This window comes from Enterobacter asburiae (assembly GCF_024599655.1).
Classification (GTDB): domain Bacteria; phylum Pseudomonadota; class Gammaproteobacteria; order Enterobacterales; family Enterobacteriaceae; genus Enterobacter; species Enterobacter asburiae_D.
On record NZ_CP102247.1, the window covers coordinates 400008 to 423788 of the forward strand.

At 57.9% G+C, this 23781-nt stretch carries 21 protein-coding genes and 1 pseudogene; 8 read left to right on the forward strand and 14 right to left on the reverse strand.

The window, feature by feature from the left end:
• The 11 genes from NQ230_RS01850 to NQ230_RS01900 all read right to left on the reverse strand — a co-directional run bounded on the left by NQ230_RS01850 (position 1) and on the right by NQ230_RS01900 (position 8990).
• A complete protein-coding gene (locus NQ230_RS01850; RefSeq protein WP_257259724.1) occupies positions 1–1698 on the reverse strand; it encodes a glycosyltransferase family 2 protein in 1698 nt (565 codons plus the stop codon).
• Positions 1689–2042, reverse strand: a complete 354-nt coding sequence (locus tag NQ230_RS01855) for an ApeI family dehydratase (protein ID WP_257259726.1) — start codon at positions 2040–2042, stop codon at positions 1689–1691. Before NQ230_RS01855 ends, NQ230_RS01850 begins: the two co-directional genes overlap by 10 nt.
• Positions 2029–3390: a class I adenylate-forming enzyme family protein gene (locus tag NQ230_RS01860; protein WP_257259727.1), complete on the reverse strand. Its 1362-nt coding sequence runs from the start codon at positions 3388–3390 to the stop codon at positions 2029–2031. Before NQ230_RS01860 ends, NQ230_RS01855 begins: the two co-directional genes overlap by 14 nt.
• Positions 3383–3970, reverse strand: a complete 588-nt coding sequence (locus NQ230_RS01865) for a COG4648 family protein (protein WP_257259729.1) — start codon at positions 3968–3970, stop codon at positions 3383–3385. Before NQ230_RS01865 ends, NQ230_RS01860 begins: the two co-directional genes overlap by 8 nt.
• Before the next feature lie 6 nt (positions 3971–3976).
• The gene (locus NQ230_RS01870; protein ID WP_257259731.1) at positions 3977–4228 is read right to left on the reverse strand and encodes an acyl carrier protein; all 252 of its coding nucleotides are present in this window, start codon (positions 4226–4228) and stop codon (positions 3977–3979) included.
• A 12-nt stretch (positions 4229–4240) separates the two neighbouring features.
• Positions 4241–4498, reverse strand: coding sequence for a phosphopantetheine-binding protein (locus tag NQ230_RS01875; protein WP_008503081.1), 258 nt, complete (start codon positions 4496–4498; stop codon positions 4241–4243).
• Positions 4479–5294, reverse strand: a complete 816-nt coding sequence (locus NQ230_RS01880; RefSeq protein WP_257259734.1) for a lysophospholipid acyltransferase family protein — start codon at positions 5292–5294, stop codon at positions 4479–4481. Before NQ230_RS01880 ends, NQ230_RS01875 begins: the two co-directional genes overlap by 20 nt.
• The gene (locus tag NQ230_RS01885; RefSeq protein WP_257259735.1) at positions 5291–6013 is read right to left on the reverse strand and encodes a beta-ketoacyl synthase chain length factor; all 723 of its coding nucleotides are present in this window, start codon (positions 6011–6013) and stop codon (positions 5291–5293) included. Before NQ230_RS01885 ends, NQ230_RS01880 begins: the two co-directional genes overlap by 4 nt.
• A gap of 68 nt (positions 6014–6081) precedes the next feature.
• Complete coding sequence (locus NQ230_RS01890) at positions 6082–7146, reverse strand: class I SAM-dependent methyltransferase (RefSeq protein WP_121426139.1); 1065 nt, start codon at positions 7144–7146, stop codon at positions 6082–6084.
• 69 nt (positions 7147–7215) lie between these two features.
• Positions 7216–7605, reverse strand: a complete 390-nt coding sequence (locus NQ230_RS01895) for a lipoprotein (RefSeq protein ID WP_213822700.1) — start codon at positions 7603–7605, stop codon at positions 7216–7218.
• A 335-nt stretch (positions 7606–7940) separates the two neighbouring features.
• Positions 7941–8990, reverse strand: a complete 1050-nt coding sequence (locus NQ230_RS01900; RefSeq protein ID WP_032644598.1) for an AI-2E family transporter — start codon at positions 8988–8990, stop codon at positions 7941–7943.
• A gap of 109 nt (positions 8991–9099) precedes the next feature.
• Here NQ230_RS01900 and NQ230_RS01905 point away from each other — a divergent pair.
• Positions 9100–10351 (forward strand): annotated as a pseudogene (locus tag NQ230_RS01905) (MFS transporter).
• Positions 10352–10355: 4 nt separating this feature from the next.
• Here NQ230_RS01905 and NQ230_RS01910 read toward each other — a convergent pair.
• Positions 10356–10913 carry a DcrB family lipoprotein gene (locus tag NQ230_RS01910; RefSeq protein WP_023309515.1) on the reverse strand — a complete coding sequence of 186 codons (558 nt, stop codon included), beginning with the start codon at positions 10911–10913 and terminating at the stop codon, positions 10356–10358.
• Positions 10914–10985: 72 nt separating this feature from the next.
• Complete coding sequence (locus NQ230_RS01915; protein WP_032648297.1) at positions 10986–11651, reverse strand: 7-cyano-7-deazaguanine/7-aminomethyl-7-deazaguanine transporter; 666 nt, start codon at positions 11649–11651, stop codon at positions 10986–10988.
• A 167-nt stretch (positions 11652–11818) separates the two neighbouring features.
• Here NQ230_RS01915 and tusA point away from each other — a divergent pair, with 167 nt between their 5' ends.
• Positions 11819–12061, forward strand: a complete 243-nt coding sequence (gene tusA / locus NQ230_RS01920; protein WP_008503071.1) for a sulfurtransferase TusA — start codon at positions 11819–11821, stop codon at positions 12059–12061.
• 199 nt (positions 12062–12260) lie between these two features.
• Here the strand turns inward: tusA and yhgN are convergent, their stop codons facing one another.
• Positions 12261–12854: an NAAT family transporter YhgN gene (gene yhgN, locus NQ230_RS01925; RefSeq protein ID WP_003861574.1), complete on the reverse strand. Its 594-nt coding sequence runs from the start codon at positions 12852–12854 to the stop codon at positions 12261–12263.
• Between the two features lie 177 nt (positions 12855–13031).
• Here yhgN and asd point away from each other — a divergent pair, with 177 nt between their 5' ends.
• The 6 genes from asd (at position 13032) to glgP (ending at position 23753) form a co-directional block, all read left to right on the forward strand.
• Positions 13032–14135 (forward strand): aspartate-semialdehyde dehydrogenase, encoded by a 1104-nt coding sequence (asd, locus tag NQ230_RS01930; RefSeq protein ID WP_033146834.1) that lies wholly within the window; start codon positions 13032–13034, stop codon positions 14133–14135.
• Between the two features lie 249 nt (positions 14136–14384).
• Complete coding sequence (glgB, locus tag NQ230_RS01935) at positions 14385–16571, forward strand: 1,4-alpha-glucan branching enzyme (RefSeq protein WP_121426199.1); 2187 nt, start codon at positions 14385–14387, stop codon at positions 16569–16571.
• Positions 16568–18541: a glycogen debranching protein GlgX gene (gene glgX / locus NQ230_RS01940; protein WP_121426136.1), complete on the forward strand. Its 1974-nt coding sequence runs from the start codon at positions 16568–16570 to the stop codon at positions 18539–18541. Before glgB ends, glgX begins: the two co-directional genes overlap by 4 nt.
• A 17-nt stretch (positions 18542–18558) precedes the next feature.
• Complete coding sequence (glgC, locus tag NQ230_RS01945) at positions 18559–19854, forward strand: glucose-1-phosphate adenylyltransferase (protein WP_023333724.1); 1296 nt, start codon at positions 18559–18561, stop codon at positions 19852–19854.
• Positions 19854–21287 (forward strand): glycogen synthase GlgA, encoded by a 1434-nt coding sequence (gene glgA / locus NQ230_RS01950; protein ID WP_023309509.1) that lies wholly within the window; start codon positions 19854–19856, stop codon positions 21285–21287. Before glgC ends, glgA begins: the two co-directional genes overlap by 1 nt.
• An 18-nt stretch (positions 21288–21305) precedes the next feature.
• Positions 21306–23753, forward strand: coding sequence for a glycogen phosphorylase (glgP, locus tag NQ230_RS01955; RefSeq protein WP_029740650.1), 2448 nt, complete (start codon positions 21306–21308; stop codon positions 23751–23753).
• Positions 23754–23781: the final 28 nt, after the last annotated feature.

The following is a 23781-nucleotide window of genomic DNA, read 5'->3' on the forward strand; positions in this document are numbered from 1 at the left end:
TTACTCCTTCTCTCTGGACTCTGGCAGATGCCAGAAATCGAAAAAATTAAACCAGTCGAGCGGCGACATGAGGGCGTAATGCTCCAGCCGCTGCGCGTAGCGATCGACGGTATCCTGCAGCGCCTGCTGGCGTTCACCGCGCGGCAGGCGCAGCGGGTCGGCAAACGGTTCGCAGTGAAGGGTGAGCTTCCCCTGCTGGCGCAGGGCAAAAATCAGCACCACCGGGCAGCGCAGGATGGAGGCCAGGATAAACGGCCCCTGGGGGAACGGCGCAGGCTGGCCCATGAACGGGCTCCAGATCACGCGCCACTCGCCGCCACGCTGCGGATTCACCGCGATGCGATCGCCCACAATGGCGACCCACTCTCCGCGCTCAAGCTTCTCTTTGATAGCAATCGCGGTGTCCGGGCCGATGTCGGTAACCGACATCAAGTTCACGCTGGCCTGGGGCGCCATTTCGCTCATAATTTGCTTAAAGCGCTGGGCGTTTTCGCTGAAGATCAGAGCGTTGATGATCTTGCTGTCTTCCAGCTGAGCCAGCGCCCGGCAGGCTTCTACGTCGCCAAGGTGCGAGGCGAGCAGGAGCTTGCCCTGCGGCGCCGCGATATCCAGCGCTTCGCTCGCGCCGGGGGCAAAGACCACGTCGCGATCAAACTTCAGCTCACCGCGCCAGCTGGCGACTTTATCCAGCATCGCATTGCCGAAGCGCATAAAATGGAAAAAGCTGTTGATGTTGAGCCGTGAGGGAACAGGCATGTTCCGCTGACGCAGCTCTTGCTTCACGCGCGCAATCCACTGCCGCGAGGCCTGCCGCGCCGGACGCGCGATAAGCCAGTACACGCCGATTACCGGCCACAGCAGCACGGTAAAAGCACGCCGACCCAGCAGTTCCCAGACGCGCAGCATCAGGCGCATCCCCCACAGACCCTTGACCTCGTCCTGCTGCGCCCAGTGCTGGCGGCGTCGACGGAAAAGCAGGCCGGGCATGCGGGGCAGCATGCCGAAGAACAGCCGGGTATGCATCAGGGAGATCCGCACGTTATCTTTTAACGCGTCGAAGTGGGACAGCCCGTCCTGCGGATAGGTGACGCGGGTGGGCAGAAAGACGCTGGTGTTGCCCTGCCAGTAGAGACGGACCATCACTTCGGTGTCAAAGTCCATCCGTTTGCCGAGCGTTTCACGCGCTGCCAGCCGCAGCGTGGGCGCGACCGGGTAGACCCTAAAGCCGCACATGCTGTCTTTAAGCTGCAGGGATAAGGTCTCAATCCACACCCAGACGTGGGTTACCCAGCGACCGTAGAGTCGCGAGCGTGGAATGGAATCATCGTAAATGGGCTGGCCGGAAATCAGCGCGTCCGGGTGGCGCTCTGCCAGCGCCAGCAGTTTGGGAATATCTTCGATGGCGTGTTGACCGTCCGCGTCCACCTGCACGGCGTGGGTAAAGCCCGCGCGCGCGCATTCCTCCAGCCCCCTGATGACCGCGGTACCTTTCCCGGCGTTTTGCGCCAGACGGATCAGCGTCATCTGCGGCTGCTCCGCCGCCAGGCATTCGAGCTCCTGACGGGTGATCGCTTCGCTGCCGTCATCCACCACCAGGCACGGCAGGCCGAACGGTGCGAGACGCGACAGCACGCTGGCGATCATGGCGCCGTGGTTGTAGCACGGGATCAGTACGCAGGGGCGAAAGATCACTGACATAGACGGATTTTTCCGCTGCTGGCGGTATGGCGTTCCGCCCCGGCGTGACGCTGGTAGCTGAAGGTCAGCATCTCACGTTCGGCATGCCACTCAAGCACCAGCGTCACCGTGGTTTCCGGCAGCAGAGGCGCCTGGAACTTCACGTTTTGAATGCTGTGAAAGCGGTAGCCCGGTGCCAGTAAGGTCGTGGCGTAGTGCATCACCCAGTCAAGCTGCGCAACGCCGGGCAGCAGCGGCTGTACGGCAAAATGGCCCTGGAACCAGAACAGCGCCGCGTCGAGATGCAAAATGATTTCCAGCTTCTCCGGCTGTGTCTGGTGGCGCTCAATTTCATGAATTTTCATGAAATAACTCCTCTAACTGCGCATAGACACGCTTGTTCATACTGTTTACCGGCATTTCATCGACAATGCGCCAGTAGCGCGGAACGGCGACCGGCTCAAGCCACGGCAGCAGGGCGCGACGCCAGGCGAACTCCTGCGCTTTTTTATCCTGCATATACCCGCGCTGACGAACCGCTTCGTCCAGGACCAGCAGCGCGCCAATCCCCTGACGGCCTCCGCGCGTGACCGGCAGTACAGCCGCTTCGCAAATGCCGTCGAGCTCCAGAAGGCGACGTTCGATCTCATTAAGCGAGATGCGCTTTTCTTCAATTTTGACCACCCGCCCGCGACGACCGACGATGCTGAACAGCCCCTCGCTGTCGAAGTGGAGGATATCGTCCAGCTGGAGTCCTTCTTCCTCATGGATCAGTGGCGACGTGACGCGACAGGCGTCATCTTCCTGATGGAATATGACGCCGGGGAACGCGAGCCACGGGACGTTATCCTGCTGGCGATGGCGCCAGGCGAGGATCCCGGTTTCGGTACTGCCATAAATTTCGTCCGGCCAGATGTTAAGCCAGCCCGCGGTGGTGGAGACGTCACACCAGGGCAGCATTCCGCCTGCTGAAATCAGCATCCTGACGGGCGGCGCGGCCAGCTCGGTATCCAGGCGCTTCAGGAACGCCGGGCTGCTGATGAACAGGTAATGCCTGTCATGAGGAAGGGCGGACAGCTGCTCAGCGTAGTAGAGCATCGCGGCATGCAGCGGCAGGCCCAGCGCCATCGGCAAGACAATGCGGAATGTCAGACCGTACAGATGTTGCGGTACGACCGAGGCGACAACGCTACAGCCGGCCAGACGATCGCCGAAGCGGTCAGCCAGCAGACGGGCTTCGCGATCCAGACTGACGATGTGCTTAATCACCCGGCGCGGGGTACCCGTGGAGCCGGAGGTGAACAGTTCAACGAAGCGGCTTTCGTCAATCTCCGGCAGGGCCGCCCAGCGGCTAGCCGTCTGATGGCTTGAGGCCACCACGATCAGCTTCCCATGGAAGCCGAGAGTCCGATCGCTCAGAATGCCGCTAAACAACGCCTGCTGCTCTTCAAGCTGCGAGACGCGGCTATGGCCGGGAATGACCGGCGTTTTACCGGCGTGCAGCGAGGCCAGCAGCGCAACAATAAACAGGTAGCTGTTTTCAAAGCACAGCGCCCAGCGTTCGCCATCCTGCTGACGCAGGGTGTCGACCAGTAAGGTCACGTCGTGGCGCAGCTGGCCCAGCGTCCAGGTACGATCGTCAAGCCAGGCAACGGGCGTATCGTCAGGGCGCGGCGCGTTTAGCCACTGGCCCAGCGGAAGGGGGTTAGTCATTGTGCATCTCTTTTTTTATCACCCGCTGGCGTACCAGCCACTCGGCCGCCATCAGCGTCCCCATCAGGATGTAGGCCACCATACCGTTCCACAGCGTCCACAGATGCATGTCGCCGTGGAGGACGGTGAACAGCGCCATCGCGCCGTTACCGATGAAAAAGCCGCACCAGACGAGGGTCACCTTGCGGGTATAGCGCACGCCCTCCGGGGGCAAATTTGGCTCGCGCAGGCGCGCCAGCCGCTCGACAAGCGGCATTGCGGTCCACAGCGACCCCCCGAACACGGCCAGCATCACAAGGTTGACGACCACCGGGTAGAGCAGCAGCCACTGGTGGGTTTTCAGCAGGTAGCTGGCCGCGCAGAGCGTGATACCCGCCAGCGCCACGCACTGCACCACATACCGCATCGGGCCAGCGTTCCGCTGCGCCTGACGCAGCCGCAGCAGCAATACCAGCGCCATCACCGGTAACAGCCACTGCAGGCTGTTATGGGTCAGCCCAAATCCAATCAGGAAGGGCCACGCCAGCAGCATCAGCCCCGTCAGCAGTGGGATGACCGGGAACGTCCGTCCACCACGCACCGTGTCTTACTCTTCGCGCAGAAGCTGTTCGACGGCGTCTACCACATCCTGAACGGTACGAACCGATTTAAAGGTTTCCGGCTTGATTTTCTTGCCCGTTTTTTTCTGCAGATGAACAATCATGTCCACCGCGTCAATGCTGTCCAGCTCCAGGTCTTCGTAAAGACGGGCTTCGGGCGAAATATCCTGCGGGTCGATTTCAAAAAGCTTGGTCAGAAGACCACAGACTTCCTGATAAATGGTTTCTTGTTCGATCATCGTGATCACATCTCAGGCGCGTTGAGCGTTAATAAAGGACGCCAGCGTGGCGACGGAAAAGAAGTGCTGGCGCATCTCTTCGCTTTCGGCGGAAAGCACCACGCCATACTGGTTTTTCACGGCCAGACCCAGTTCCAGCGCGTCGATAGAGTCGAGACCCAGCCCGTCGCCAAACAGCGCGGCATCGGTGTCAATGTCCTCTGCGGTAAGCTCGTCCAGATTCAGCGTGGTGATAATGAGATTCTTAATTTCAAGATAAAGCGCTTGCATCATTAATTCCTGACAAAGATTGAAGGCCTGATGTTAATCGATGCTGTAGATGCCGGTTTAACTGCCTTGCCGCCAGCGCCGGTTCTTGTTCATTTGCATCGTAAAATTCGTCGATGTTCACGCGGTCGCGGACATCCACGGTGAAGACAGGTTTTTCTGGCGGTACATCATACCAGCGACTTTTTTTATCCAGCAGGTGTTGGCTGCAGTGGATCAGCACCACCCGCAGATCGCTGTTACAGCGCACGGCGATATTTGCCGCGCCGCGCTGGAGGGAGATAGCCTCGCCAAACCGGGTACGCGTGCCTTCCGGGAAGATTAAAAGCGTGTCGCCCTGAGCCAGACGCTGCTGGCTGGCCGCGAGCAGGGGCCCGGCTTCGCTGTTAATCAGGTAATCCGCCGCGCGGATAACGCCGCTGACAAAGGGGTTGCGCAGCAGCGCGCTCTTCACCAGACAGTCGGTTTCCGGCATCACCGACGCCAGAATCACGTAGTCAATTAACGTGGGGTGGTTAGCCACCACCAGACAACCCCGATCGCTGCGCAGCGCGTCAAGATTGTGAATGCGATAGTCCAGTACTCCGAGGCTGCGCGCCACGGTCAGGAAGAAGCGGAAGCTGGCCGCAATGCTGCGACGCGCCAGGCGACGACGGCTGGCGCGGTCGCGCTGGACGATCAGCAGCAGGTTGAACCAGACCAGCGACAGCAGCAGCCCGCCCACGCCAAACAGCGCGAAGCAGAAGCCGGTCATCGCCAGACGCCATAGCCAGTTGATACGGGCGGCCAGGCGGTTCATGCGCGCGTCCATTGCCACAGCAAACGTTCGCCCGGCACGACAAACTGACGTTCCTCGCTGAGATAGCGTTGCAGGAACATCAGGCTTTGCGGCAGGGCGGGTTCTTCACCCGTGCTGCCGCTGCGGGTTTCGCACTGCAAGTCGTTGCCGGATTCAATCACCAGCGCCAGCGCGTACGGCCAGGTGGGCATCTGCGGCGGTAACGCCGAATGGTAAAATTCCGGCAGCGCGCCGTCAAAATCGACCAGCAGGACGCGGGAGTAGCCCGCATGCAGCAGGCTCAGCACTTCGCATAAGGCCTGCTGGAAGGTGTCCAGCCCGGCCGAAATGGATGACGAGACGATGGGCTGGCGTGCGGTAATCGTGAGATTGCCCACTGCGGAATTGTGCACGGACATGGCGAAGTCGGTGGGGGAAACGGACTGCCCGGTCGCCAGAGCATGCAGAATACGGTAGTTGCGCTCCAGCTCGCCGTGACGGCTGGCATAGACGACGGCATCAATGGCGTGGTTTTGCAGCATGGCAAGACCAATGTCCACCGCCAGCTTACTGCCTGAATTGAGGCGGCGCGCGGTCATCATGGGTAGAGCGGTCAGCCGGGGAAGCGGGGCCGCTGGGTCAACGGCCAGCTGCAGGCGCGACCACGCCTGCCACTCTGTGGCATCGCTGAGTCCTGGCGCTCTCGCCTGCCAGTCGATAATGTTCAGTGAAAATTTCATCTACGCGCGTCCGCGAAAAAAAACCGTATTCAAAGGGCAGTCTGGGCCACCCGGGCAGCTAAGCTGCTCTATTGTTCACGTTTGGTGCATATCAGCAGGGTATGACCGACCCCGAGGTTGTCCAGCCGCTGTTCAACGCTGAAACCTGCGCTCTCCAGATAGCGATAAAACTTCTCTACGCTGTAAAACCGGCTATTACCATTCGCCATACAGGTGAAATAGAGCGAGGTGGCATTCAGGCTGAAAGAGGCCGCTTCAAATTTCTGGGCATCCCAGAAAAGCTCCATGATGCACAAACGTGCGCCTGGCTTCATGACCTGTGCGACGCGCGTCAGCATGGCGACAATCTGATCCGGAGAGAAACAATCCAGGAACTGGCTCATCCACCAGACGTCGGCGTCACCCGGCAATGCTGCTGGGCTAAGCATATCGACAGCATGGAATGCAATACGATGAGAAAAACCTGCTTTTGCGATGTTTTCCTGCGCCAGCGCTATCTGCTGCGGCAGATCGAGGATCGTCACGGCAACATTTTCGTCATAGCGGCAGCAGCGTAACGACCATTTACCCGTATTTCCGCCCACATCGTACAATTTTGTCGGCGAGCTTGCGAATATATATGGCAACGCAGCGTCAAAAGCGGCGTCAGAATAGTAATGATCGAAGGCGAACCAGCTCTCTTTCGCCGGAGCCGGTAATTGGGATAAGGCCGGGTAGATGGTTGGCCAGTTGCCAAACACGGCTAATCCGGCTGGCTTTTCTTCCTGCAGGGCGTCCGCCAGGTGAAATAGCCCCTGGTAACAAACGTCCTGGGTGAAATCCATATTTACGCGGGTCATTTCGTCGTGCAGTAAAAAATGGCCCACTTTCGCCAGAAAATAACGTCCATTCTGTTGGGTAACGATTCGACCGCTTAATCCCATATCCAGCAGTACGCTGACGCTATAGCCGCCGAGCGTGCTGTGTTCGGTTATTTCCTCGAGGCTGGCACCCTGTTTACCTTGTTTATCGAGCCAGGCGAGAACGCCTGAGTTACGCAGACAAAGCGCAGTCTGGAATAACATCGGGGCAAAGGCGATGCGCTGCGCTTCGGTAATGGCATCCAGTGCGCTGAGTGTGTCCTTTTCGTACATTACTGCGTAACCTTTTAGGGCAATAAAGAGAGGTTATCGGGCCATACGCGGCCCGACTTTAGAAAAATATTACAGCGCGGCGCCAGCGGAGAGGTTCAGCTGAATATCGTGGTCGAGGTTATTCACCCAGCGGTTATAATTTTTGTGAATTTTACCGTCTGCCGCTTTCAGGTTAAGGCTGTTTTCATAGTTGATTGAATAGCTTGTTGCCGTGTACGGAATACTCACCTGGACCGAGTGATCGCGTGACTGCAGACGTCCCTTAATCACCCCTGGACCCGCTTCCGTCATGATCCAGTCACGCTTTTGGCCTGCTTTCAAAATAGCCGTTTTTACCTGATCGGCAGTATGACCCGGGCTGACAATAGAGTGAACCTGAGCGATTGGGGCGGTACGCGCACAGCCTGCCAGTGCGCCAACGAATACGGCAGCAGCACACCATTTAACGATCTTTTTCATCAACAACTCCATATCAATAATAACAATTAAAGGTAGTGTTTTTTACAAATAATATTCATCCGGCTTTAGTTAGCGCCAGATGTCTTTTTAATCAATATTAATGTTTGCATTACGTTGACGCGAAGATGGGCATAATATCATGGAAAATAAATAAGAATTTCATTTTTTATAATTTGCGTTAAATCATGAATTGCGTATCAACATAATGCGTGCGGCGTAAATAAAGACAGGGCGAATATCGCCTTAACGCAAATAAAAATACCGCGACGGATTAAGGTCGCGGTAATTTACGGCGTATTACTGACGGTTTAAACCTACCTGTACAGGTAGGTCGGTTACCCGGGTAGCCGGCTTTTCGGCCTCCCCGGCCCGAGCAGGATCGCCAGCTTGCTGCCGCCTTTGGTGGTTTCCATCCAGATTTTACATACGCTGGTCAGGGGGACCGACAGCAGCATGCCGACCGGGCCCAGCAGCCATCCCCAAACCAGTAAGGATAAAAACACCACCAGCGTCGACATGCCCAGCCGGTGTCCCATCATGCGCGGCTCAAGAATATTGCCCAGCACCATATGCACGACGAGGAACAGTGCGCCGACCAGCATACATTCGTAGAAGCCGTTAAACAGAAACGCCTGAATCATCGGCGGCACGGCGGAAAGCACCGCGCCAATATTGGGCACGTAGTTCAGCAGAAAGGCCAGCACGCCCCACATCAGCGCGAACTGCACGTCCATCAGCATCAGTCCCAGCCAGACTATGACCCCGGTCCAGACGCTCAGGAGCGTTTTCAGCGCCAGGTATTTGGAGACGCCCTTCAGTGCGCGGTGTAATCCCGCAATGTGAATTTGTGGATTGTTCAGTGCAAAGCGCAGCTTATAGGGGACGTGGCGGACTTCGAACAGCATGAACACCACCGTCATGACCAGCAGCAGAATGCTGGCCATCGCGCCGGAAAGCCCCGTCATCAAGGTGGTGGCGTAGGTCATGACCTTCTCTGAGTCCATCCTGCGCAGCATCCGTTCGGGTGAGATATGCAGATTAAGAAAGGGCACCATCTCCTGCAGCGCGACAATCTTACGCGTCAGCTCTTTGTTGTACTGCGGCAGCATGGTGGAGAATTCGCTCAGCGATGCCGCCAGCACGCCGAAGAGCGCCGTCAGGGCAATCAGCATCACGATGACGACGATGGTGATGGCTACCGGACGGCTGACGCCCCGGCGTAAAAACCAGGTGACCAGAGGATTAAGCACAATGGCAAAAAAGAGCGCCAGCAGGAGCTGAACAATAATGTCGGCGGCAGCATGGATACCCGCAAGGATAACCACCAGACAGGCGAGTTTTAATAAGATGTGGAGTCCTGCTTTGTCGGACGGGTTAGCGATCATGCGTGTTCCTTAATATGATGACCCGGTAAGTGTAGTGCCCGGGCTCCGCTTCGTCTGGGGCCGTTAATCTGAAAGTCGGGGCTGATTTTCTTATTGCGCCGTGGTAATAGTGAAACACTGTTGTAAAAAACCCAGGTAGAACCCCATGCCGAACCTGCCGCTGAACCGGCACTGAGCGGACTGCGCCTCAATCTGCGCATCGTTTCCGTTGTGATTTTCAACTTTGCCAGCTATCTGACCATTGGGCTGCCGCTGGCGGTCCTGCCGGGCTATGTCCATGACGTGATGGGCTTCAGCGCTTTCTGGGCGGGGCTGGTGATTAGCCTGCAATATTTCGCCACGCTCCTCAGCCGCCCGCATGCCGGGCGCTACGCGGACACGTTCGGTCCAAAAAGCATCGTGGTGGTGGGACTGTGCGGCTGTTTCCTCAGTGGCCTGAGCTATCTGATGGCTGCCGCAACCAGCCACTGGCCGCTGGTCAGCCTGGCGCTGCTCTGCCTGGGCCGCGTCATTCTGGGCATTGGACAAAGTCTGGCGGGAACCGGCTCGACGCTGTGGGGCGTGGGTGTGGTAGGCGCGCCGCACATTGGCCGGGTGATCTCCTGGAACGGGATTGTCACCTACGGTGCGATGGCGCTCGGTGCGCCGCTCGGCGTGGCCTGCTATGCGCTGGGCGGGCTGCATGGGCTGGCCATCACCATTATGGCGGTCGCGCTGCTGGCGATCCTCTTTGCGCTGCCGCGCCCGAAAGTGAAGGCCAGCAAAGGCAAGCCGCTGCCGTTTCGGGCGGTTCTGGGGCGCGTCTGGCCGTACGGCATGGCCCTGGCGCTGGCGACCACCGGCTTCGGCGTGATAGCGACCTTCATTACTCTGTTCTACGACGCCAAAGGCTGGGACGGCGCGGCCTTTGCGTTAACCCTGTTCAGCTGTGCGTTTGTTGGCGCCCGCCTGCTTTTCCCTAACGGCATCAACCGTCTGGGCGGGCTGAACGTGGCGATGATCTGCTTTACGATAGAGATTGTCGGGCTGCTGCTGACCGGAATAGCGATGGTGCCCTGGGTCGCGAAAGTGGGCGTGTTCCTCGCGGGGCAGGCTTTTCCCTGGTCTTCCCGGCGCTGGGCGTGGTGGCGGTAAAAGCCGTCCCGCAGCAGAATCAGGGGGCGGCGCTGGCGACCTATACGGTGTTTATGGATATGTCTTTAGGCGTTACCGGCCCGCTGGCGGGGCTGGTGATGGCCTGGGCAGGAGTTCCGGTGATCTATCTTGCCGCGGCGGGTCTGGTGGTGATTGCGCTGCTGCTGACGTGGCGGCTAAAAAAATGGCCCCCGGTGCTGGCACCGGAGGCCACGTCATCGTCGTGACGCGTTACTGGATCACGATGGTGTTAATGATGTTTTCAGCAGCCGTCTGCGCTTTCTGCTGATCTTCCGCTGGCAGGGTGATCTGCAGGGTCAGCAGTTTGTTATCAACCTTGCCCAGCACCACAGAAGAGTAGGCGGTCTGGCCTTTTGCAGAGATGATGCTGTCGAGCTGTTGCAGCGTGTGGCCTTTCAGCTCGATGGATTTATTGGTCACGACCTGCAGCTGCGGATCGCGGCCGCGCTGCTGATCTTCCAGACGTTTGGACAGAACGGCCAGGTCTTCGCTGGTGTCGTCGCCCACAATCACAATGACCGCTTTCTGCCCGGTTGCGTCGGAGTACACGTGCATGTTGTTCGCCTGGGTGCCCAGCTTGCCGCTCTGGTCAGTCATATCGGCTGGCAGAGAGAAACTGAGTTTGCCATCCATCAGATTCACCGGCTGGCCGGTCGCGTTGCTCTCTGCGGATGCGCCCTGAGCAGGCGTTTTCGTGTCGCTGTTATCACAGGCTGCAAGACCCACAACCAGCAGGCCAATCCCGACATATTTAACCAGATTGCGCATTGACTTCTTCCTTTCGATAAACGGCCATAACGGCTCATTCGCTCATCTTATCACAACTGATAAAGCGAACCCTTAACCAGCCTGCAATGCCGTGATTTCAGATTTATCTGCCAGCCTTTTCAGCAGCATATTGAGCAGCACGCCGTACATTGGCAGGAAGAAGACAATGCTGATGAGGACCTTGAAGCAGTAGTCCACCAGCGCGATTTCCATCCAGTGTTCAGCCATGAACGCATCCGGGCTGCGCCAGAAGGCGATGAAGAAGAAGGCCAGCGTATCGCTCACGTTCCCGAACAGCGTGGAGGCGGTTGGCGCCATCCACCAGCGATGATTCTGACGCAGGCGGTTAAACACATGCACGTCGAGGATCTGCCCCAGCGCGTAGGCCATAAAGCTTGCCGCGGCGATACGGGCAACAAACAGGTTGAAGTGGGTTAACGCCTCAAAGCCCTGCCAGCTTCCCATATAAAACAGAGACGAAATCACGTACGAGATGAACAGCGCCGGGAGCATGACCGAAAAAATAATGCGGCGAGCCAGCGGAGCGCCAAAGATACGCACGGTCAAATCGGTCGCGAGGAAAATAAACGGGAAGCTGAACGCGCCCCAGGTGGTATGAAAACCAAAGATGGAGATCGGGAGCTGCACCAGATAGTTGCTGGAGGTGATCACCAGCAAATGGAAAAGCGAAAGCCAGAACAACGCTTTTACGCGCTGTGATTCAGAAAACGACGTCATATTGTGACCTTTTTATACGTTGGGGTGAGGGAACCCAATAAAAACCGCAGCATGATACTGCTTTGGCAGGACATTGCAATGGTTAGTTTTTACGCAATCGTTAACCTGGTTTGCATTGATCGCAACCGGGCGTAAACTACAGCCGTTTTTACCAGACCGAGAAGACCATGACCGACCTGTTTTCCAGCCCAGACCACACTCTTGATGCCCAGGGCCTTCGCTGCCCGGAGCCGGTAATGATGGTACGCAAAACCGTGCGCAACATGCAGACCGGTGAAACACTGCTGATTATTGCCGATGACCCGGCCACGACCCGCGATATTCCCGGTTTTTGTACCTTTATGGAACATGAGCTGGTGGCACAGCAGACCGAGGCGCTGCCGTACCGGTATTTGATTCGTAAGGGTTAGATGGGCTGTCCTTTGCGGCCTGATGCCCTCACCCCGGCCCTCTCCCACGGGGAGAGGGAGAAAGTCAGCCTTTCACCAAAATAAGGCTCCAGTGCGTTAGTTGTAGGCCGGGTAAGGCGAAGCCGCCACCCGGCAAAAATCTGTCCTCTGCGGCCTGACGCCCTCACCCCGGCCCTCTCCCACAGGGAGAGGGAGAAAGTCATCCTTTCATCCACGCCCTGATCCCGTCCAGGAACATCTGCGTTGCCATCATTACCAGAATCAGCCCCATCAGGCGTTCCAGCGCGTTTACCCCTTTCTCACCCAGCAGGCGAAGGAACAGGGACGACTGCAGCAGGATAATAAACGTTCCGCCCCAGGCGATCAGCAGGGCAATCACCAGATGGCTCATCTGGTTAGGATACTGATGCGACAGCAGCATCAGCGTAGCCAGAATGGTTGGCCCGGCGACGAGGGGAATCGCCAGCGGCACAATAAACGGCTCTTCACCCGCAGGCAGGCCGCTGCTGCTGCCTTCCGCGCTCGGGAAAATCATCTTAATGGCAATCAGGAACAGAATAATCCCGCCGGAAATCGAAACGGTTTCGGCGCGCAGGTTCAGGAACGCGAGAATTTTTTCACCCGCAAACAGGAAGATAAACATCACCAGCAGGGCGATGAGCAGCTCGCGGATCATGATCGCCCGGCGGCGCTTCGGCTCGGTGTGCTTCAGCACCGACATGAAGATCGGCAGGTTACCCAGTGGATCCATTATCAGAATCAATAAAACCGCTGCGGAAATGATTTCACTCATGTAAATTATCCCTGAAATTCTCTATGGTTATTATGATAATTAGCTGTATTTCTGATTGCCGGGCAATCATCGATTAATTTCGCTTGCGACTTTGGCAGCATTTTGTAATGTGAAGCATATCCCAGTTCAATACTGGCTTGCACAAACAGCACACACCCTCAGCAGGAAAAAAATGCTATGAAAAACGTTGGTTTTATCGGCTGGCGCGGTATGGTCGGCTCTGTACTCATGCAACGCATGGTTGAAGAGCGCGATTTCGACGCTATCCGCCCGGTCTTCTTCTCCACTTCCCAGCTCGGCCAGGCTGCTCCGTCCTTTGGTGGTACCACAGGCACGTTGCAGGATGCTTACGATCTGGAAGCGCTGAAGGCACTCGACATTATTGTGACGTGCCAGGGCGGCGATTATACCAACGAAATCTATCCAAAGCTGCGTGAAAGCGGCTGGCAGGGCTACTGGATTGACGCGGCCTCTTCGCTGCGTATGAAAGACGATGCCATCATCATTCTCGACCCGGTTAACCAGGGCGTCATCACCGACGGCCTGAACAACGGCGTGAAAACCTTTGTTGGCGGCAACTGCACCGTCAGCCTGATGCTGATGTCCCTCGGCGGCCTGTTCGCGCAGGATCTGGTGGAGTGGGTTTCCGTGGCGACCTACCAGGCCGCGTCAGGCGGCGGCGCGCGTCACATGCGCGAGCTGCTGACCCAGATGGGCCAGCTGCACCAGAGCGTCGCGACCGAGCTGGCAAACCCGGCGTCTGCGATTCTGGATATCGAGCGTAAGGTCACCCAGCTGACCCGCAGCGGCGAACTGCCGGTAGACAACTTCGGCGTACCGCTGGCCGGTGGCCTGATCCCGTGGATCGACAAACAGTTGGATAACGGCCAGACCCGCGAAGAGTGGAAGGGCCAGGCTGAGACCAACAAAATCCTCGCGACCGCGAACACCATTCCGGTTGACGGTCTGTGCGTGCGTATCGGCGCGCTGCGCTGCCACAGCCAGGCCTTCACCATTAAACTGAAAAAAGATGTGTCTATTCCGACCGTGGAAGAGCTGCTGGCCGCGCACAACCCGTGGGCGAAAGTGGTGCCAAACGATCGCGATATCACCATGCGCGAACTGACGCCGGCAGCCGTCACCGGCACGCTGACCACGCCGGTTGGCCGTCTGCGCAAGCTGAACATGGGGCCGGAGTACCTCTCCGCGTTCACCGTTGGCGACCAGCTCCTGTGGGGCGCCGCCGAGCCGCTGCGCCGCATGCTGCGCCAGCTGGCGTAATAATTTGTTAAATACCGGGGGTGATTTTCACCCCTTTTTTTTGCGTACTACATGGAGTAACACGCGTATGTCTTATTTTTTATCAGGAGTCATCTAGAGCGTTGGCTATGCTTTAAGGAAGAGTCATTTCTTACCTGAGGTTCGAACGGAGCAGAATGGATGCACATTTTTGTGCTGTCCCGTTCAGGTCACATTAAAAGTCGTCCCGGAGCGCTTAAAAAGGACGACATAAAAAACAGGATGAATACCATGTCCGATCGTGTGGATAGAGACGTGATTAATGCGCTTATTGCGGGTCATTTTGCTGACCCCTTTTCTGTGCTTGGGATGCATCAAACTGAGAATGGCCTTGAAGTTCGGGCACTGTTACCGGATGCCACAGAAGTCTGGGTGATTGAACCCAAAACCGGCCGCAAGGTGGGTAATCTTGAATGCCTCGATTCCCGTGGCTTCTTCTCGGGCGTAATGCCCCGTCGTAAAAACCCTTTTCGCTATCAGCTCGCCGTTCTCTGGCACGGTCAGCAAAACCTGATTGACGATCCTTACAGCTTTGGCCCTCTGCTTAAAGAGATGGACGCCTGGCTGCTCTCCGAAGGAACGCACCTTCGCCCTTATGAAACGCTGGGTGCCCATGCCGATACCATGGACGGCATTACCGGCACGCGGTTCTCCGTGTGGGCGCCTAACGCCCAGCGCGTCTCCGTTGTCGGCCAGTTCAACTACTGGGACGGTCGCCGCCATCCGATGCGCCTGCGCCGGGAAACCGGCATCTGGGAGCTGTTTATCCCCGGCGCGCACCCCGGGCAGCTTTATAAATTCGAGATGATCGACGCCAACGGCAAGCTGCGCATTAAAGCCGACCCGTATGCCTTCGAAGCGCAGATGCGCCCGGATACCGCGTCGCTGATTTGCGGCCTGCCTGAGAAGGTCGTCCAGACGGAGGAGCGTAAACAGGCCAACCGCTTTGATGCACCCATCTCCGTCTATGAGGTACATCTTGGCTCCTGGCGTCGCCACACCGATAACAACTTCTGGCTCAGCTACCGTGAGCTTGCCGACCAGCTGGTGCCGTATGCCAAATGGATGGGCTTTACCCACCTTGAGCTGCTGCCGGTCAACGAGCATCCGTTCGACGGCAGCTGGGGCTATCAGCCCACCGGACTGTATGCGCCAACGCGCCGCTTCGGCACGCGCGATGACTTCCGCTATTTCATTGATGCCGCGCACGCCGCCGGGCTGAACGTCATCCTCGACTGGGTGCCGGGCCATTTCCCGTCGGATGATTTTGCGCTGGCAGAGTTTGACGGCACGAAGCTGTACGAGCACAGCGACCCGCGCGAAGGGTATCACCAGGACTGGAACACGCTGATCTACAACTATGGTCGCCGTGAGGTCTCAAACTACCTGGTCGGGAATGCCCTTTACTGGATCGAGCGGTTTGGTATTGATGCCCTGCGCGTCGATGCGGTGGCGTCGATGATCTACCGGGACTACAGCCGCAAAGAGGGTGAGTGGATCCCGAACGAGTTTGGCGGCCGTGAAAACCTGGAAGCGATTGAATTCCTGCGCAATACCAACCGCATTATCGGCGAGCAGGTGGACGGTGCCGTGACCATGGCGGAAGAGTCCACCGACTTTGCGGGCGTCTCCCGTCCGCCGTCATTAGGCGGTCTGGGGTTCTGGTATAAGTGGAACCTGGGCTGGATGCACGACACGCTCGACTACATGAAGCTGGATCCGGTCCACCGTAAGTACCATCACGACAAGCTGACGTTCGGGATGCTCTACAACTACACCGAAAACTTCATGCTGCCGCTGTCGCACGATGAAGTGGTGCACGGCAAAAAATCCATTCTCGACCGCATGCCGGGCGACGCGTGGCAGAAGTTTGCCAACCTGCGCGCCTACTACGGCTGGATGTTTGCCTTCCCGGGCAAGAAACTGCTGTTTATGGGCAATGAGTTCGCTCAGGGTCGCGAGTGGAACCACGACGCCAGCCTCGACTGGCATCTGCTCGAAGGCGGTGACAACTGGCACCACGGGGTGCAGCGCCTGGTGCGCGACCTGAACCTGACCTATCGCCACCACAAAGCGCTGCACGAGCTCGACTTCGATCCGTACGGCTTTGAATGGCTGGTGGTGGACGACCATGAGCGCTCGGTGTTTGTCTTTGTGCGTCGTGACAAAGCGGGTAACGAGATCATCGTCGCCAGCAACTTCACGCCGGTGCCGCGCGAACACTACCGCTTCGGCATTAACCAGCCGGGCAAATGGCGCGAAATTCTGAATACCGACTCGATGCACTACCACGGCAGCAACGCCGGTAACGGCGGGCTGGTACAGAGCGACGCCATCGAAAGCCACGGACGACCCAACTCCCTGAGCCTGACGCTGCCGCCGCTTGGTACCATCTGGCTGATGCGGGAGGGCGAATGACGCAGCTTTCGGCAGGTAAACCCGAACCGCTCGGCGCGCGTTTTGACGGAAAGGGGGTCAATTTCACCCTCTTTTCCGCTCACGCTGAGCGGGTAGAACTGTGCGTGTTTGATGGGGAAGGTAACGAGCACCGTTACGATTTACCTGAGCGCACGGGGGATACCTGGCACGGCTACCTGGCCGGAGGACGGCCAGGCATGCACTACGGCTTTCGTGTACACGGTCCGTGGGATCCGGCGCAGGGCCACTGGTTTAACCCGGCGAAGCTGCTGATCGACCCGTGCGCGCACCGCGTGGACGGTGAATTTAAAGATGACCCGCTCTTCCACGTGGGCTACGGCGAGCCCGACCACCGCGACAGCGCGCCCGTCGCGCCAAAAAGCGTGGTGGTGAACGATCTTTATGACTGGGAAGACGATGCCCCGCCGCAGACGCCGTGGGGCAATACCGTCATTTATGAAGCCCACGTCAAAGGGCTGACGTACCTGCACCCGTCAATCCCCAAAGAGATGCGCGGCACCTATAAGGCGCTCGGGCATCCCACCATGATCGCCTACCTGAAACACCTCGGCATCACGGCGCTGGAACTGCTGCCCGTCGCCCATTTTGCCAGCGAGCCGCGCCTGCAGCGGCTGGGGCTAAGCAACTACTGGGGCTACAACCCGCTGGCGATGTTCGCGCTTGAGCCACGCTATGCCGCCCATCCGGAAAAGGCGCGGGACGAGTTTCGCGATGCGGTGAAGGCGCTTCATACGGCGGGCATTGAGGTCATTCTGGACGTCGTGCTGAACCACAGTGCCGAAAGCGATCTCGACGGTCCGACGCTCTCCATGCGCGGAATTGATAACCGTAGCTATTATTGGATCAGGCAGGATGGCGATTATGAGAACTGGACCGGCTGCGGTAACACGCTCAACCTCAGCCATCCGGCGGTCACGCATTTTGCTTATGAATGCCTGAAATACTGGGTAGAAACGTTCCACGTCGACGGTTTTCGTTTTGACCTGGCGCCCGTGATGGGCCGCACGCCGGCGTTCAGCCAGCAGGCGCCGCTGTTTGAGGCGATAAAAAACTGTCCGGTGCTCTCGCAGGTGAAGCTCATTGCCGAGCCGTGGGACATCGGGGAAGGCGGTTATCAGGTCGGGAATTTCCCGCCGCTGTTTGCCGAGTGGAACGATCACTACCGCGATGCCGCGCGCCGCTTCTGGCTGGAACGGAATTTGTCGCTGGGGGAGTTCGCCGGACGCTTTGCCGCTTCAAGCGATCTCTTTAAGCGCGACGGCAAACGCCCGTCGGCTACCGTCAATCTGTTGACGGCGCACGACGGTTTTACGCTCAGGGACTGCGTTTGTTTCAATCAGAAACACAATGAGGCAAACGGCGAAGAGAATCGCGATGGCACTAACAATAACCATAGCTTTAATCATGGTATAGAAGGGTTAGGCGGAAGCCTTGACGTTATCGAGCGGCGACGCGCCAGCGTACATGCGCTGCTGACAACGCTTTTATTGTCGCAGGGCACGCCGATGCTGCTGGCAGGCGATGAGCACGGCCACAGCCAGCACGGTAACAACAATGCGTATTGCCAGGACAACACGTTAACCTGGCTCGACTGGGGTGAAGCCAACAGCGGGCTGATTCATTTTACCGCTGCGCTGATCCATCTTCGCCAGCAGATCCCCGCGCTGACCGCCGACCGCTGGTGGGAAGAGGGTGACGGCAACGTTCGCTGGTTGAATCAAGACGCGCAACCGTTAAGCGCGCAAGAGTGGCAACACGGCGTACCACGCCTGCAAATCCTGCTCTCGGATAAATGGCTGGTCACGCTGAACGCGACGGATGACGTCGCAGAGATTGTTTTACCTGAAGGGGAATGGCGAGCTGTTCCCCCCTTTGCCGGAGCGGATAATCCGGTAGTAATGGCTGTCTGGCACGGGCCTGCGCACGGAGTGTGCGTATTCCAAAGATGATAAAAAAGGAGTTAGTCATGGTTAGATTAGAGAAGAACGATCCCTTAATGTTGGCACGCCAGCTACCATTAAAAACGGTTGCCCTGATACTTGCGGGTGGGCGTGGTACCCGTCTGAAAGATTTGACCATCAAGCGCGCCAAACCGGCTGTTCACTTTGGTGGTAAGTTCCGCATCATCGACTTTGCGCTCTCCAACTGCCTGAACTCGGGCATTCGCCGTATTGGCGTCATCACGCAGTATCAGTCGCACACGCTGGTTCAGCATATCCAGCGCGGCTGGTCATTCTTCAGCGAAGAGATGAACGAGTTTGTCGATCTCCTTCCCGCTCAGCAACGCGTCCACGGCGAGAACTGGTACCGCGGGACGGCGGATGCGGTGACGCAGAACCTCGATATCATTCGTCGCTACAGCGCGGAATACATCGTGATCCTCGCCGGGGACCACATCTACAAGCAAGATTACTCCCACATGCTCATCGACCACGTCGAAAAAGGGGCGCGCTGCACCGTGGCGTGTCTGCCTGTGCCCGTTGCTGAAGCGACGGCGTTTGGCGTGATGCACGTGGATGCCGACGACAAAATTATCGACTTTGTTGAAAAACCGGCGAACCCGCCAACCATGCCGGGCGATGACACCAAATCACTCGCCAGCATGGGGATCTATGTCTTTGATGCAGATTATCTTTATGAGCTGCTGGAAGAAGACGACAAAGACGAAAACTCCAGCCACGACTTCGGTAAAGACATCATTCCGAAAATCACGAAAGCTGGCATGGCGTATGCACATCCTTTCCCGCTGTCCTGCGTGCAGTCCGACCCGAATGCGGAACCCTACTGGCGCGATGTGGGAACCCTGGAAGCGTACTGGAAAGCGAACCTCGACCTGGCGTCGGTCACGCCTGAGCTGGATATGTACGACCAGAACTGGCCGATTCGTACCCATATGGAATCGCTGCCGCCGGCGAAATTCGTGCAGGACCGCTCCGGCAGCCACGGTATGACTCTGAACTCGCTGGTGTCCGGCGGGTGCATTATTTCAGGCTCGGTGGTGGTGCAGTCGGTGCTGTTCCCCCGCGTGCGGATAAATTCATTCTGTAATATCGATTCGGCAGTCTTACTGCCTGATGTCTGGGTAGGGCGCTCGTGTCGTCTGCGTCGCTGCGTTATCGATCGTGCCTGCGTCATTCCCGAAGGGATGGTGATTGGTGAAAACGCGGAAGAAGACGCACGTCGTTTCTATCGTTCGGAAGAGGGGATCGTGTTAGTCACACGGGAAATGTTGCGGAAGCTGCAGATCAAACAGGAGCGATGATGCAGGTTTTACACGTATGTTCTGAGATGTTCCCGTTGTTAAAAACGGGCGGTCTGGCAGATGTTCTGGGCGCATTACCGGCGGCGCAAATCGCCGGAGGCGTGGATACCCGAGTCCTGCTGCCCGCCTTTCCGGATATCCGGCGCGGTATACCTGATGCAAAAGTGGTGACCCGCCGTGAGACCTTCGCCGGACGCATCACCCTGCTGTTTGGACATTACAATGGCGTAGGGATTTACCTGATCGACGCGCCGCACTTATACGATCGACCGGGCAGCCCGTATCACGATACGAACCTGTTCGCCTACACCGACAACGTGCTGCGCTTTGCGCTGCTCGGCTGGGTCGGCGCAGAAATGGCGACGGGGCTGGATCCGTTCTGGCGCCCGGATGTGGTGCACGCGCACGACTGGCACGCCGGGCTTGCCCCAGCGTATCTCGCGGCGCGCGGCCATCCGGCCAAATCGGTCTTTACCGTGCATAACCTGGCATATCAGGGGATGTACTATGCCCATCACATGAGTGAAATCGATCTGCCATTATCGTTCTATAACATGCACGGGCTGGAATTTAACGGGCAGATCTCGTTCCTGAAAGCCGGGCTGTACTACGCCGATCACATCACGGCGGTGAGCCCGACCTATGCGCGTGAGATCACCCAGCCGGAGTTTGGCTACGGTATGGAAGGGTTGCTTCAGCAGCGCCATCGCGAAGGCCGCCTGTCGGGCATTCTGAACGGCGTGGATGAACAGATCTGGAGCCCGGAGACCGATCTCCTGCTGGCGGCGCGCTATGGCCGTGATTCCGTGGAAGACAAAGCGGAAAACAAACGCCAGCTGCAGATTGCGATGGGCCTGAAGGTTAACGACAAGGTGCCGCTTTTCGCGGTGGTCAGCCGCCTGACCAGCCAGAAAGGGCTGGATCTGGTGCTGGAGGCGCTGCCCGGTTTACTGGAGCAGGGCGGGCAGCTGGCGCTGCTCGGCGCGGGCGACCCGGTGCTGCAGGAAGGTTTCCTTGCCGCCGCGGCGGAACATCCGGGGCAGGTGGGCGTGCAGATTGGCTACCACGAAGCGTTCTCGCACCGCATCATGGGCGGCGCGGACGTCATCCTGGTGCCGAGCCGTTTCGAACCCTGCGGCCTGACGCAGCTTTACGGCCTGAAATACGGCACGCTGCCGCTGGTACGCCGCACGGGCGGGCTGGCGGATACCGTATCCGATAGCTCTCTGGAAAACCTGGCGGACGGTATCGCCAGCGGGTTTGTCTTTGAGGACAGTAATGCCTGGTCGCTGCTTCGGGCGATTCGGCGTGCTTTCGTCTTGTGGTCCCGTCCATCGCTCTGGCGTTACGTTCAGCGTCAGGCGATGTCCATGGACTTTAGCTGGCATGTCGCGGCGCAGTCATACCGCGATCTCTATCAACGCTTGATGTAACGAGGCGAAGTTACTGATATGAACGCTCCATTTAGCTACTCTTCACCCACGCTCAGCGTTGAGGCGTTAAAGCACTCCATCGCCTATAAGCTGATGTTCACCATCGGGAAAGATCCGGTTATTGCCAACAAGCACGAGTGGCTGAACGCCACCCTGTTTGCGGTGCGTGACCGTTTAGTGGAACGCTGGCTGCGCTCAAACCGCGCCCAGCTCTCGCAGGAAACGCGTCAGGTTTACTACCTGTCGATGGAATTTTTGATTGGCCGCACGCTGTCCAACGCGCTGTTGTCGCTCGGTATTTATGACGACGTCAAAACCGCACTGGAAGAGATGGGGTTAGATTTAGAAGAACTGATCGACGAAGAGAACGACCCGGGCCTCGGCAACGGCGGCCTGGGGCGCCTCGCCGCCTGCTTCCTCGACTCGCTGGCGACGCTGGCGCTGCCGGGCCGCGGCTACGGTATTCGCTACGACTACGGTATGTTCAAACAGAACATCGTCGACGGGCGCCAGAAAGAGTCGCCGGACTACTGGCTGGAGTACGGCAACCCGTGGGAGTTCAAGCGCCACAATACGCGCTACAAGGTGCGCTTTGGCGGGCGTATCCAGCAGGAAGGCAAAAAATCCCGCTGGGTAGAAACGGAAGAGATCCTGGCCGTGGCCTACGACCAGATTATCCCAGGCTATGACACCGATGCCACCAACACGCTGCGCCTGTGGAGTGCCCAGGCCAGTAGCGAAATTAACCTCGGTAAATTCAACCAGGGTGACTACTTTGCGGCGGTGGAAGATAAAAACCACTCTGAGAACGTGTCCCGCGTGCTGTACCCGGATGACTCGACCTACTCTGGCCGCGAGCTGCGCCTGCGTCAGGAGTATTTCCTCGTCTCCTCGACGATTCAGGATATCCTCAGCCGCCACCATCAGCTGCACAAAACCTACGCCAACCTGGCGGAGAAAACGGCGATTCACCTTAACGACACCCACCCGGTGCTCTCCATTCCGGAGCTGATGCGCCTGCTGATCGACGAGCATAAGTTCAGCTGGGATGACGCGTTTGAAGTGACCTGTCAGGTATTCTCCTACACCAACCACACGCTGATGAGCGAAGCGCTGGAAACGTGGCCGGTGGACATGCTCGGCAAAATCCTGCCGCGCCATCTGCAGATTATCTTTGAGATTAACGACTACTTCCTCAAGACGCTGCAGGAGCAGTACCCGAACGATACCGGGCTGCTGAGCCGCGCGTCCATCATTGATGAATCGAACGGTCGCCGCGTGCGCATGGCCTGGCTGGCGGTGGTCATAAGCCACAAGGTCAACGGCGTGTCCGAGCTCCACTCGAACCTGATGGTGCAGTCGCTGTTTGCGGACTTCGCGAAGATCTTCCCTACGCGGTTCTGCAACGTGACCAACGGCGTTACGCCGCGCCGCTGGCTGGCGCTGGCCAACCAGCCGCTCTCTGAGGTGCTGGACGAGAATATCGGCCGTACCTGGCGGACCGATTTGAGCCAGCTGAGCGAGCTGGAACAGCATATTGATTTCCCGACGGTGAACAAAGCCGTGCGCGAAGCCAAGCTGCTGAACAAAAAGCGTCTGGCGGTCTGGCTGGCGATGCACCTCAACGTGGTGGCAAACCCGAAAGCGCTGTTCGACGTTCAGATCAAACGCATCCACGAATACAAGCGTCAGCTGATGAACGTGCTGCACGTGATCACCCATTACAACCGCATCAAGGCCGATCCAACGGCCGAATGGGTACCGCGCGTGAAGATCTTCGCCGGTAAGGCGGCCTCTGCCTACTACATGGCGAAGCACATCATTCATCTCATCAACGATGTGGCGAAGGTGGTTAACCAGGATCCGGATATTGGCGACAAGCTGAAGGTAGTATTCATTCCGAACTACAGCGTGAGCCTGGCGCAGATGATCATCCCGGCGGCGGATCTCTCTGAGCAGATTTCCACGGCGGGTACGGAAGCATCCGGCACCAGTAACATGAAGTTTGCCCTTAACGGCGCGCTGACCATTGGTACGCTTGACGGGGCAAATGTCGAGATGCTGGAGCACGTGGGCGAAGAAAATATCTTTATCTTCGGTAATACGACGGAAGAGGTGGAGGCGCTGCGCAGGAAAGGCTACTCGCCCCGTCAATATTACGAAGAGGATGAAGAGTTACGCCAGGTGCTGACGCAGATCGCAACCGGCGTGTTTAGCCCGGATGAACCAAGCCGCTATCGCGATCTGGTGGATTCGCTGATTAACTTTGGCGATCACTACCAGGTGCTGGCGGATTATCGCAGCTACGTGGACTGTCAGGATAAGGTGGACGAACTGTATCGTCAGCAGGAGAAGTGGACCAGCGCCGCGATGTATAACATCGCCAATATGGGCTATTTCTCGTCTGACAGGACCATTAAGGAGTATGCCGAGACGATCTGGCATATTGATCCGGTGCGGTTGTAAAAACATTGCCCGGTGGCGCTGCGCTTAC

Excerpts from the sequence above, each read along its gene's own strand:
- NQ230_RS01900 (WP_032644598.1), bottom strand. The coding sequence starts at position 8,990 with ATGATCGCTAACCCGTCCGACAAAGCAGGACTCCACATCTTATTAAAA.
- glgP (WP_029740650.1), top strand. The coding sequence starts at position 21,306 with ATGAACGCTCCATTTAGCTACTCTTCACCCACGCTCAGCGTTGAGGCG.
- NQ230_RS01870 (WP_257259731.1), bottom strand. The coding sequence starts at position 4,228 with ATGATCGAACAAGAAACCATTTATCAGGAAGTCTGTGGTCTTCTGACC.
- glgC (WP_023333724.1), top strand. The coding sequence starts at position 18,559 with ATGGTTAGATTAGAGAAGAACGATCCCTTAATGTTGGCACGCCAGCTA.
- NQ230_RS01875 (WP_008503081.1), bottom strand. The coding sequence starts at position 4,498 with ATGCAAGCGCTTTATCTTGAAATTAAGAATCTCATTATCACCACGCTG.
- NQ230_RS01910 (WP_023309515.1), bottom strand. The coding sequence starts at position 10,913 with ATGCGCAATCTGGTTAAATATGTCGGGATTGGCCTGCTGGTTGTGGGT.
- glgA (WP_023309509.1), top strand. The coding sequence starts at position 19,854 with ATGCAGGTTTTACACGTATGTTCTGAGATGTTCCCGTTGTTAAAAACG.
- NQ230_RS01915 (WP_032648297.1), bottom strand. The coding sequence starts at position 11,651 with ATGACGTCGTTTTCTGAATCACAGCGCGTAAAAGCGTTGTTCTGGCTT.
- NQ230_RS01850 (WP_257259724.1), bottom strand. The coding sequence starts at position 1,698 with ATGTCAGTGATCTTTCGCCCCTGCGTACTGATCCCGTGCTACAACCAC.
- NQ230_RS01855 (WP_257259726.1), bottom strand. The coding sequence starts at position 2,042 with ATGAAAATTCATGAAATTGAGCGCCACCAGACACAGCCGGAGAAGCTG.
- glgX (WP_121426136.1), top strand. The coding sequence starts at position 16,568 with ATGACGCAGCTTTCGGCAGGTAAACCCGAACCGCTCGGCGCGCGTTTT.
- NQ230_RS01890 (WP_121426139.1), bottom strand. The coding sequence starts at position 7,146 with ATGTACGAAAAGGACACACTCAGCGCACTGGATGCCATTACCGAAGCG.
- NQ230_RS01885 (WP_257259735.1), bottom strand. The coding sequence starts at position 6,013 with ATGAAATTTTCACTGAACATTATCGACTGGCAGGCGAGAGCGCCAGGA.
- glgB (WP_121426199.1), top strand. The coding sequence starts at position 14,385 with ATGTCCGATCGTGTGGATAGAGACGTGATTAATGCGCTTATTGCGGGT.
- yhgN (WP_003861574.1), bottom strand. The coding sequence starts at position 12,854 with ATGAGTGAAATCATTTCCGCAGCGGTTTTATTGATTCTGATAATGGAT.
- asd (WP_033146834.1), top strand. The coding sequence starts at position 13,032 with ATGAAAAACGTTGGTTTTATCGGCTGGCGCGGTATGGTCGGCTCTGTA.
- NQ230_RS01895 (WP_213822700.1), bottom strand. The coding sequence starts at position 7,605 with ATGAAAAAGATCGTTAAATGGTGTGCTGCTGCCGTATTCGTTGGCGCA.
- NQ230_RS01880 (WP_257259734.1), bottom strand. The coding sequence starts at position 5,294 with ATGAACCGCCTGGCCGCCCGTATCAACTGGCTATGGCGTCTGGCGATG.
- tusA (WP_008503071.1), top strand. The coding sequence starts at position 11,819 with ATGACCGACCTGTTTTCCAGCCCAGACCACACTCTTGATGCCCAGGGC.
- NQ230_RS01860 (WP_257259727.1), bottom strand. The coding sequence starts at position 3,390 with ATGACTAACCCCCTTCCGCTGGGCCAGTGGCTAAACGCGCCGCGCCCT.